2 protein-coding genes are annotated in these 12,439 nt (G+C 36.7%); both read right to left on the bottom strand.

Going from position 1 to position 12,439, the window contains the following annotated elements; translation table 11 throughout:
* Positions 1-4,646, bottom strand: a 4,646-nt coding sequence (locus ACTNDN_RS23555) for an SDR family NAD(P)-dependent oxidoreductase (protein WP_441132446.1), incomplete at its 3' end; no start/stop codon positions are given.
* 24 nt (positions 4,647-4,670) lie between these two features.
* On the bottom strand, positions 4,671-12,371 hold the full coding sequence (locus ACTNDN_RS23550) for an SDR family NAD(P)-dependent oxidoreductase (protein ID WP_441132444.1): 7,701 nt from the start codon (positions 12,369-12,371) through the stop codon (positions 4,671-4,673).
* Positions 12,372-12,439: the final 68 nt, after the last annotated feature.

The raw sequence follows: 12,439 nt of genomic DNA, 5'->3' as shown, positions 1-12,439 counted from the left end.
ACTCCCACAATTGAATCAAGACCCAACTCTATAAAACTTTTTTCCAAATCAATATCTTCTTCCTCCATATACAGTTCTTCTGCTAAACTTTTAGAAACTTCTTTCAGTAACTTTTCTTTCGGTATCTCTACTTTATCATTTTGTATCGATTTTTCTTGGGATGGTAGTTCTAAAAGTGCCACTGCTTTTTTATTCTTTATATCCAAACTATCTTTACTAGAGAAACCTGAAGACACAGTTAACGGATTTAGAGCTATGCGTGTGAACTTGGTAGTTATCATCCTTTCGTTAGATGATAAGGATTCTACTTCTTTCAACTTTACTGTTGGCTCATTTTTACTTTCAATTTTATCTTTTTTCTGTTCAACTTGTTTCTGCTGAAAGAAAACTTTGGAATACTCCCTCGTTTCTTTACTAACATCTATTGACTGATTGTAATCATTATTTTTCGAAAGAGTTCGACTAATCTTTTTATTTACCCAATATTCCTTTTTTATAAATGGATAGGTAGGAAGGTTAACTTTAGTTGGTTTAACTTGACTTAAAAGCTTTTCACAAGACACCTCATATCCCAAACAATAATAACCTGCCAATTTACCAATATTTTCTTTATAGGTTTTAGGAATTCCTTCTACTTCCTGACACCGTTCTATTAATTCTTTGACAGATTTAGTTATGGCTGTTTCAGCAGTGAAGTCTCTTGATACAGTTCCCTTAAACAAATTTGATCCTATTCCGTTACTTCCTGCTTCTCCAAGTAGTAGGATAGCATCCTTCGTATCCGTTACTACTATCGCACATCGATATTGAAAATGTTGTCTTCCCTCCATCAATGTATAGCTTATGTTTGCCAATTCTGATGGTCCCATATCCTGTTTCCTCTCAAAAATCACCTTTATATCATGTATTCTCTGCTGTAATGATTCTGGTGTTTTTGCTGATAAGGCAAGCAAATAATATGGAATTTCTTTTGATTTAGTCTGATGATTTCTTTCTTTTTCTTCTGGAATATAACTTTGGACCACTACATGAGCATTTGTACCACTCATGCCGAAAGAACTAACAGCACCAAGTCGCTTCTTTCCACCTCTATCCTTCCATTCCCTATTCGCTCTATTAACATAAAACGGACTGTTTTCCCAATGAATATAATCATTTAGTTGCTCACAATTGATACTTGCGGGAATCGTTTCGTGTTTTAATGACATGACTAGGCTAATAAGACTTACTATTCCAGATGCAGCCAGAGTATGCCCAATATTCGGCTTAACAGATGTCAGTGCACAATAACTGCTTTCTTCTGTAAAATCTTTAAACGCCTCTGCCAGTGCATTGATTTCTACAGGATCCCCAAGTTTTGTCCCCGTTCCATGAGTAACGATATATTCCATATCTTGTGGATTAATAGTAAAGCGTTCATATACCTCTTTTATGAGATTGCTTTGTGAAGGACCACTTGGAGCTGTAATTCCATTTGTCTTTCCATCATAGTTAATGCCACTTCCTAATATGGTTGCGTAAACAGGATTCTTATCTGCTTCTGCCTTTGAAAGTCTTTTCAATACCACTACAGCTATAGCCTCAGCTGGTACCATTCCGTTGGCCCGTTTGTCAAAAGCATAGCATCTATTGTCTTCCGAAAGCATTCCTGCTTTACTCATACTTATGTAACTACCAGGAGTAGTCATGAGATTCGCTCCTGCGGCAATGGCCGTATCACATTCTCCATTCCGAAGACTCTGACATGCTTGATGTAAAGCAACAAGACCCGAAGAACATGCAGTATTGATGGCCATATTTGGCCCTTCTAAGTCTAAGAAATAAGAAAGTCTCGCAGCAAGTATAGCGTTATGATTAGAGGTAATACTCGCCTCATCATCAACCAATGATTTGTAGTCTCCTTCCTCTATTCCTACAAACATACCGACCTTTTTACTATCATATGAACGGGAACGGTAGCCCGCATCCTCAAGAGCCCTCCATGTTTCCTGAAGTAATAATCTTTGCCTAGGGTCCATACTCATGGCTTCTCGTGGTGATATTTCAAAAAAGGAAGGTTCAAATTCTGGAATACCTGGAAGAACACCAAATTTCTTTTCCTTTCCATCCTCCTTTGTCCATTCAGTACGCAGAGATGGTGCTTCTTTGATTACTTCTCTTCCGTCAACAAGTATAGACCATAGCTCTGCTACATTCCTTGCCTCTGGAAATCTTCCACTTATTCCGATGATTGCAATCGGGTCTAGTTCTTCTTTAATTGTTGAATTATTACTAAATCGTTTACGCCTTGAGTTTCTTTTCTTCTTCCCATCTGGTGTATAAATAATATTGGTAACATTCTTTGTTTTTAAATTAACTTTTTCCTCACTTTCTTTATAGTATCCCTCCATTTCCCTAATATACTTATCTAGCAAATATCCACTTAACCTTTTCAACGTTGGATATCCAAAAAATACATCAGGTGTAATATTTAACTTATATCGGCTACTGATATTATTACCAAATTCAATCAGACTTATTGAATCAAATCCAAAATCTGCAAGGTTTTCCTCTACATCCATCCTCTCTTTTGGTACTTTAAGAATCTGATTGACGGCATCCTTTAATTCCCAAAGCACACACTGCTCAATAGACCAATCTTTCATCTCCGATTTTCTCCCTTTACCAGGAGAAACCATAACTTTTTTCTTTTCCTTTACTTTATTCACTGCTACTTCTGATTTCTCTTCTAATCTGAGGAACTTATATATTCTCTCCTTGTTCCCAGTCATCACAAGGTGCTGGATATTCGTTTGTTGGAGCAATTCCTCAAATATTTCTGTTCCTTCCTCGGATTCTATGAATCTTTGTCCACTGGACTTGAGATACATCTTACTTCCTTCCTCATCAGCAAAGCCCATTCCTTCGCTCTTCCATAGCGGCCAATTGATGACGACAGTCTTTCCAGTGTAATCTGCTTTATCACGATATGTCCCATAACTCATAAGGAATCTGTTTCCAACAGCGTAATCACAATTACCAAAATCCCCAATAATGGCGGAACTAGAAGAAAAATAACACATGAAATCTAGCTTTTCTCCCTGTAATGCTTCTTCAAGGGCAAGCGTTCCTTGTACTTTTGGTCCCAAACATCGAAGATAGTCTTCCATACTTTTCTCTAATATGCTTCCTTTTCCTTCTATTCCTGCAGCATGAATAACACCATCTATTTTTCCAAAACGTTCTTTTCCAGCCTGAACTGCTCGTTTTAGCTGCTCTGAATCACAAACATCTGCACTGAAATACAAAACTTCTGCGCCTATATCTTGTAATTGTTTCAGCTTATCTTTCTTTGACTCCAAGCTACTACGATTGATCAGGATTAATTTTGCATGATACTTTTCTGCCAGCCAACGAGAAAAAATCATTCCAAGTCCACCCACTCCACCAGTAAGAAGGTAGACCCCCCTTTTTTTAAGGGGCACATTTTTTGTATTTTTCTCTATTTGTTTTGGACGGATTCTGCTTACTTTTCTACGGTTGCCACGATACCATACACTTTCTGCTTTAGTTGCATGCAATTCCTTCCACAAAAGTTCTGCCCAATCGACAGAACCTGTCTCTTCACAGTTAGCAATGACTATGCTAATCTTTGTTCCTGGCATAATTAATCCAGTGGAACGCTCTATTCCAATCCAGGATTCTATATGACTGCGTTCCAGCTCGTCTTTATATCCTCCTGCAATTAAGACCCTTTTAGTCTTCACCCTAGCCTCTGCCATTCCTTGAAGCATGTATAATATTCCAGTTGGATCCGTGATCCATTTTCCGTCTTCAATCGGCCACATATAAAGTACAGCGTCCACATTACCAACAGATGCCTTAATCTCCTTAAAACTTGTTATATAACCGCTCTTGTCTCCTTCATTTACGGTAAAACTGTTTGTCGATTTTTTTTCATAGTGATCCCCACATCGGATGAAGAATAGTTCTGTATCAGGGCTAAGTTGTTTTATTTTCTTTCCTATCACTTGACGACTGGTTTCATTCGTCACAAAAATAACTATGCTTCGAATAGACTTTTCATTTATGACTAATTCTGTATTCTGCCATATTTCCTCAAACGTCATTATGGAATCTGTTCTATGTGAGCTTACTAATTTGCTAGTACGCATACTTCCACTATTTTTCCTCTGATTCCCTATTTCTCTACTTATTGAATCAATAGGTTTCTTAAACTCTATATCGACCTCTCTTTTACCCACTAAGTGAAATTCTTCCATTTCTTTATTATATTTATTTAATAAATACTCACTTAACCTATCTACAGTTGGATATCCAAAAAACACATCTGGTGTCATATCTATGCTATATTTGTTATTCAAAACGGTTGAAAACTCACCTAAGCTTATTGAATCAAAACCATAGTCAGCAAGATTTTCATCTGAGTAAAATTTATCTTTCGGAATCCCAAGGACTTGACTAATTAATTCTTTTATTTCCCAAAGTACACATTCCTTTAAAGTCCTTCCTTCCATTTCAGACCTTAAACCTTTCATTGGAGACTGAATTATTATTGAGTTATCTTGTTCGTTTCCGATTATATTATTCGTTTGATTGCTACCCTTTACTGATTGTTTATGGTGGATATGAGAGTTTTCATTCATGAGTAAGGCTCAACCCCTTTCGCCCTAGTTTTTACTTAAATATCTCAGTCCCTTAAGAATACTTGCAACATTACCAGTTTCATCATAAAAAGTTATATCTACCTCAATAACATTGGGTTCAATAATATTCATCTGATGAACATGAATCTTCCCCCAAATAGGATAGTCCGAACCAGTTATAAATTCTGCTTCCTTCATTGATAGAAGTTTTGTGCCATGCCATTGCTTATCCATATATATTTGAACAGCTTGTAAACATGACTCAAGTATAGATGGATCTACTACTATTGAGTTTCGGAACCCTTCATGGATGGTTGAAATAGGATGGTTGAGCTTAACTAAAAGTTCAAATGCCCCTTCAACATCCCTTTCATCCGTTGTCCATATATCATCAATGTAACTATTAAACTCTAAGCTAATGTTAATTTGCTCTACCAGTGACGTATAAAGTCTAGATGGAAATTGTAGTTCTAGAGCATTTAATTCAAGTTTGTCAGATTCAATTATTTCTCGAACCATCGCGATACCCTCACTACTTACAATGTACTCTTCTCCACTCATATCCTTTTCACTATATATTTCCCACTCAATTTCTTCATTGTCTTGATCATACAAAACAATATTTATTCTGTTGGAATGTTCATTTATTGTAACTGGCTCGTTCCAAATTACATCTTTTAATACAAGACTAGTAAGTTCATTATTAATGTATAGAGAGGAAGCTATACGAGCTATCTCTATGTGTGCTGCATTTTCCAAAATACTTTCATTCTCATTAATAGCAGACTTAAAGAAACTTTCTGTCCCATTAAACCAAGAACTAAACCGTTGCCCATAAATATCTGACGTATTCTGATGAACTAATGGATGTATCGTTCCAACTTTTTTAATATTAGAAGACTGTCTTTCCTCAAAATTAGGAATCCAGTACTCTTCCTTTGCAAACGGGTAAGTAGGTAGACTGATTCTGTATGGCTTATCATTGTGGTTTATAATGTTCCAATCAATACCGAGTCCTTTTACCCAGAAATGAAGTAACTTACCATACTTTCCTTTTTCTCCCCATAATTTTATGATTTTTTTCATATCTTCATCATTTTCCAATACTACAATACTCTCATTACTACCCTTTGTATTTCCTAAGTAGAAATCATCTATCTCTGTATTGCCTTTCAGGAATCTATCCAAGTTGTCCTCTAACTGTTGTATATTAGAAACCAACATTCCCATTCTATATTCCATAGCCTCTCTTCCTATTTGGAGTGTATAGGCAATGGATGTAAGATCTTCCTCTTTATATCTATTAGTTCTTATATCCGCCTTTAATCTTTTTGCTTTTTCTTTCAGCTGTTCATTATTTTTGGCAGACAGGATAATGACTTCAGTTTGCTGTTGATCTCTTGAAACAACCCCAGACACTTCCGTTTGTTGGAATTCTTCTACAATCACATGCGCATTTGCCCCTCCAGCACCAAATGAAGATATTGCTGCCCTTCTTGGATATTCCTTTTCTATACCATTCGTCTCTATAACTGGTCTTCTCCACTCCCTTACTTCTTGTGGGACTTCAAATGGTGAATTTTCAAAATCTATATAAGGATTTAATGTTTGTGAATGTAATGAAGGTGCAATTTCTCCGTGCTTCATCTGCATTAATATCTTAGTTAATCCAGCAATTCCTGCCGCACTTTCACAATGACCAATATTTGACTTAGCAGATCCAATTGCACAGAATTGTTTGTCCTCGGTATATTTTCTGAACGCTTGTGATAACCCTGTGATTTCGATAGGATCACCTAATGAAGTTCCTGTTCCATGAGCCTCCACATAACTAATTGTCCTAGGGTTGACCCCAGTACTTTCTAACACTCTTCCTATTAATTCACTCTGCGCATTAGGATTAGGCACAGTATATCCGTTTGTCTTTCCTCCATGATTTACTGCGGTTCCTTTAATAACACCATATATTTGGTCTCCATCCGCTTTCGCTTTTGAAAGCTTCTTGAGCATCACGGCTCCAACACCTTCTCCTGGTACGTATCCATCCCCACCTTCTCCAAAACTTTCACATCTACCTTTAGATGAAGCAAATTTCCCTTGTGAAAGTAGTAAATACTTATTTGGATGGATAGATAAATTTACTCCTCCCGCTATCGCTACTTTACATTCACCATGCTTCAAGCTTTCACATGCCAGATGGATAGCTGTCAAGGAAGAAGAGCACATCGTGTCTAACGCTATACTTGGTCCATGGAGATTGAAATAATAGGATATCCGATTAGCTATGGATGCTGCACTGCTTGATAAGGCAATATGACTTCCCTTGCTCTGTTCCTGAGCACCATATAACTGATACTCACCATACATGACTCCAACATAAACTCCAACATTACCTAGAATGCTACTATTTCGTCTCAGTTCTTCAGGGGTGTAACCAGCATCCTCCAATAATTCGTACACACTTGTAAGAAATAATCTTTCCTGAGGATCCATTCTTTCAGCCTCTTTTGGAGAAATATTAAAGAACAGTGGGTCAAACTGCTTCATTCCTTCTATGAAACCACCCCATTTGCTATATATCTTTCCTTTCTTGTTTTTATCTTCATCATAGTAAGGTGTATAATCCCATCGATTTTTTGGTATTTCGCTAATACAGTCCTTACCACTTCGTAAATTACTCCAATACTCAGATACATTAGCTGCCTGAGGGTATTTTCCAGAAATCCCAACAATAGCAATATCTATCTCCTCATCATCCATCACGTTTGTTACCTGCTGTTTCATAAATCTTGCCCTTATAGATTTTCCTACTATTTGGTCAGGCATCTCTTTTACTTCTGTCCCACTTATATTTTCATGTGATGTAGCCTTTTTTTGTTCTATTCCTAATAGTGCATTTAACTCTTTTCTATATGAATTCATAAAATATTCACTCAATTCCCCTATCGTTTGATATTCAAAAAATAATGTTTTTGAAAGGGAACCAAATATTTTTTCTAGTTGGTTGGTTAGCTCAATAGTCATAATAGAATCTATTCCATACTCTTCCATTGGCGCATCTGTTTCTATTTGGCTTACTGGTAAATTAAGTGTTCCTGATAAAAGCTTCTTTATATAATGTGCAGTCTTTTCCTTCATAATCCCATGATTTGTTTCATTAATACTAGCCATATTTTCTTGGCTTTTTATTATCTGAACAACATGAGGCTCACTTTTTTGAATCAAGTTCATGTACTTATCTATATCTCCATTTAGACACATTACTTGATCTGCTTCAGTTGCCCAGCTCTCATAAAAGGATTGAATTCCTACATCAGTTGACATTGCGATTAATCCAGTATTTTTTTCCATTAATTTCTCTGTCTCAGCGGTAATACCCATTCCGCCCTCCTGCCATAACGGCCAATTAATGGATAAGGTTCTTCCAGTTCGTATTCCTTTATTGACTAGCTCATTCCTATATTTAGAATAACTATTCATGAAATCATTACCTGTTGCATAATCAGACTGGCCAGCATTCCCCAGACTTCCAGAAATGGAAGAGAATAATATAAAGAAATCCATATTAATATCAGCTGTTGCTTTATCGAGATTAACCGTTCCTGTTACTTTCGGAGCTAGAACTTCCTTAAATTCTTCTGTATGCTTTTTTATAATAAAGTTATCTTTAACAATACCTGCTCCATGGATAATGCCATCTAAATTACCATATTCCTCCATAATGATGTTAATTAATTCATTAACTTGTACACTGTTAGTTATATCTACCTGAATATATTTGCATGAAATCCCCATTTTCTGAAGTCCACTAATCTGTTTTTTTAGGCTATTACTTACTGGTGATCGTCCCGTTAAAATAATTGTTCCTTGGGTTATTTGTTCTGCTATCTCTCTAGCAAATATCAACCCAAGCTTACCAGCTCCCCCAGTTATAAGGTATATTCCTTGATCTTTCCATGGTGTATTATTCTTCTCGAATGGTTCCACTTGTTTCCACACAGGAACAAACCTACTTCCTTCCTGGTACCTAATATGTTTGTCTTCTGGATTATGCATCTCAGCTTTCATAATAGATAGGAGATTGGCATTACTTTCTTTTGAATCTATCTCTATTAGCTTTGTGGTGATTTTCGGATTCTCATGATAGGCAGTCTTTAACATTCCTGCAAATCCACCATATAACCTAGAATTATCGTTCCTAGGTACTATTACTTGTAGCAATACATGATCATTTTGTTTATTCACAAGTACTTCCTTAATTATTTCAAATATTTTTATAGCATAGGTTTGAAATCGGATATCTTTGCTACTTTCTCTACTATTTAAAGCTATACTTTTTACTACAGTATTAATTCCTTCTTCCTTATAGTCATCTTCACTGGGAACACTCTCTGAATCACAATAAATCGCAATATGCTTCTTGTATTCAGATTTTTTTTCTGTAACTTGCTTTTCTTCCCAGTCAATTTGCATAATTCTTGTTTGCGGTACTATTTCTTTCTTTTTAGTTCCCTCTAACACTCGAGAAGTGTAGCCATTTATACGTACATATACATTGCCTTTACTATCGCAAAGATCGACGTCATACTTCACCACTCTACTTTCATCACTAATATTCGCTTTTCTTATAACAGCCCACATTTCACTTTCACTATGTCTATATACTTCCAGATTTTCAATTGCAAATGGCACACTTGGCTTAGTCTCAATAGCATTAATTACAAAACCAATAGAGGCTTGTAATGCTCCGTCCAGAATACTAGGATGTAGTAAGAATTGTTCTGATGTGTTTTTTACCGCTTCAGGTAATTTAACCTTAGCTATAATTAGGCTATTACCTACCCTAATTTCTTCAACTCCTCGAAAACCAGGTCCATATTCCATCTGCATCCTTCTTAATGTTTCGTAGCATTGCTCTGCACTTATCACTTCTTTACACTGTTCCGTAATAAACTGTAAATCTAATACAGTTTTTTCCTGTCTTTTTATTACTACAGCCTTTCCTTGGTTGTGAACTGTAAATCCTTCTTTCTGATTTTTTGATTCAGTATATACCTCATAGGCAATCTCATCATTATTATCTGGATAGAGTCCTATATTAACTTTGACTGCTTTATCTATAATTGTGATAGGCTGAATCCATACTATGTTTTTCAACCTAATTCCAACATAGTCCTTGTAATTGCTTCCCATTGCATAATGGAAAGCTGCTCTCGCAATTTCCAAATAGGCAACTCCAGGCAGTATACAATTCCCATTGATAACATGATCTTTCAGAAAGAATTCCTCTCCTGAAAAGACTGAACTGTAGCACTGCTCATAAAAATTAGATGTATTTTGATGCAAGAGAGGATGTATCACCCCAGTATTTACAGTACTTAACTGTACTTTTTGTTTATTGGATTTCCAATATTCTTCCCGCACAAATGGATAAGTAGGTAGGCTAACTTTCCTTAGTTCTACATTACCTAAAAGCACTTCACATGACACGTCATACCCCAAGCAGTAATATTCAGCCAATGCATAAAGATTTTCTTTATACATTTTAGGATTCCCTTCTACTTCTTGACACCGCTCTATTAATTCCTTCACAGATTTAGACATAGCTGCTTGAGCGGTAAAATGCCTGTCTACCGATCCCTTAAACAAGTTCGGTAGATTTCCATCATCGCCCATATTTCTAAATACTCGAATGGCCTCCTCTACATTCCTTACTACTACAGCAAAGCGATAACGAAAATGTTGTCTTCCCTCCATCAATGTATAGCTTATATTCGCTAATTCTGATGGCTTCATATCCTGATTTTGCTCAAACATCACTTTTAAGTCATGAATTTTCTGGTGTAATGATTCCGGTTTCTTTGCTGATAATGCAAGTAAATAGTATGGTACTTCTTTTGAATCAGTCGGATACTTTCTTTCTTTTCTGTTAGAAACATAACTCTGTACCACGACATGGGCATTTGTACCACTCATACCGAAAGAACTAACAGCACTAAGTCGTTTCTTTCCATCTCTATCCTTCCATTCTCTATTCGCTCTATTAACATAAAACGGACTATTTTCCCAGTGAATATAATCATTTAGTTGCTCACAATTAATACTTGCGGGAATCGTTTCGTACTTTAAAGCCATAACAAGGCTAATAAGGCTTACTATTCCTGAGGCCGCAAGGGTATGCCCGATATTCGGCTTGACAGATGTCAGTGCACAACAATTGCTTTCTATTGTAAAATCTTTAAACGCCTCTGCCAGTGCATTTATTTCTACAGGATCCCCAAGCTTTGTTCCCGTCCCATGAGAAACAATATATTCCATATGTTGTGGATTAATTTTAAAGCGATCATACACTTCTTTTATGAGCCTACTTTGTGAACTTCCACTTGGAGCCGTTATTCCGTTCGTCTTCCCATCATAGTTGATTCCACTTCCCATAATAGTTGCGTAGATAGGATTCCGGTCTACTTCTGCTTTCGATAGTCTTTTTAATACGACGACACCAATCGCCTCAGCTGGTACCATTCCGTTTGCCCGTTTGTCAAAGGCATAGCACTTTCCATCTTCTGACAGCATTCCTGCTTTATACATACCATTGTAACTTTCAGAAGTAATCATAAGATTGGCGCCTGCAACAATGGCAGTATCACATTCTCCATTCCGAAGACTCTGACATGCTTGATGTACAGCTACTAGACTCGAGGAACATGCTGTATTGATAGCCATATTTGGTCCGCCTAAGTTTAAGAAATAGGAAAGTCGAGCTGCAAGTATTGCGTTGTGATTGGAGGTAATCCTTCCCTCACCATCAACCAAGGATTTGTAGTCTCCATCCTCTATTCCTACAAACATGCCCACCTTCTCATTTTCAAATGACTTAGATCCATAGCCTGCATCCTCTAGTGCTTTCCATGTTTCCTGAAGTAATAACCGTTGTCTTGGATCCATATAATCCGCCTCACGAGGTGCTATTTCAAAAAATAAAGGATCAAATTCTGCCATTCCAGGCACAACCCCAAATTTTTTATCTTTTCTATCATCCTCAGACCATTCAGTACGTTCTTGCGGCGCTTCTTGTATAACTTCTCTTCCGTCAACCAGTATGGACCATAGTTCCTCCACACTTCGGGCCTCTGGGAATCTTCCACTCATCCCGATAATTGCTACAGGCTCCTCTGTTCTAGCATAAGAAGATGTTCTACCAAAATGGTCGCTTCTTATCTTTCTTCCCTTACTTTTTATATCTTCACCTATGGTTACAGCAACCTCTGCTTTCGCAAGAGAAACTTCCTCACCCTCTTGATATAATTGTTTCATTTCATCAGCATAACGTTCGATTAAGTAATTACTTAATCTGTCCATTGTTGGATAACTAAAAAATAAATCAGGTGTTATATTAATCTCATAACGATCACTCAATACTCTGGCAAATTCACCTAGACTTATGGAGTCAAAACCGAAATCTGCAAGGTTTTCCTTTACATCTAACTTCTCTTTAGGTATTTTAAGCATCTGATTGACGGCATCCTTTAATTCCCATAGAACACATTGCTCAATGGTCCAATCTTTCATTTCCAATCTGCTACTTTTTACAGGAGGAACCATACCTTCTGTCTTTTCTATTTCCTTTACTACTACTTCTGATTTCTCTACTAATCCGAGAAACTTGTATATTCTCTCCTTATTTCCAGTCATGACAAGGTGTTGGATATTCGTTTGTTGGAGCAATTCCTCAAATATTTCTGTTCCTTCCTCGGATTCTATGAATCTTTGTCCGCTGGACTTTAGATACATCT

Source organism: Niallia sp. HCP3S3_B10, assembly GCF_052064465.1.
Taxonomy (GTDB): domain Bacteria; phylum Bacillota; class Bacilli; order Bacillales; family Cytobacillaceae; genus Niallia; species Niallia hominis.
The sequence above is the reverse complement of the archived record's forward strand: the minus strand, read 5'-3'. Positions and strand labels throughout refer to the sequence as shown.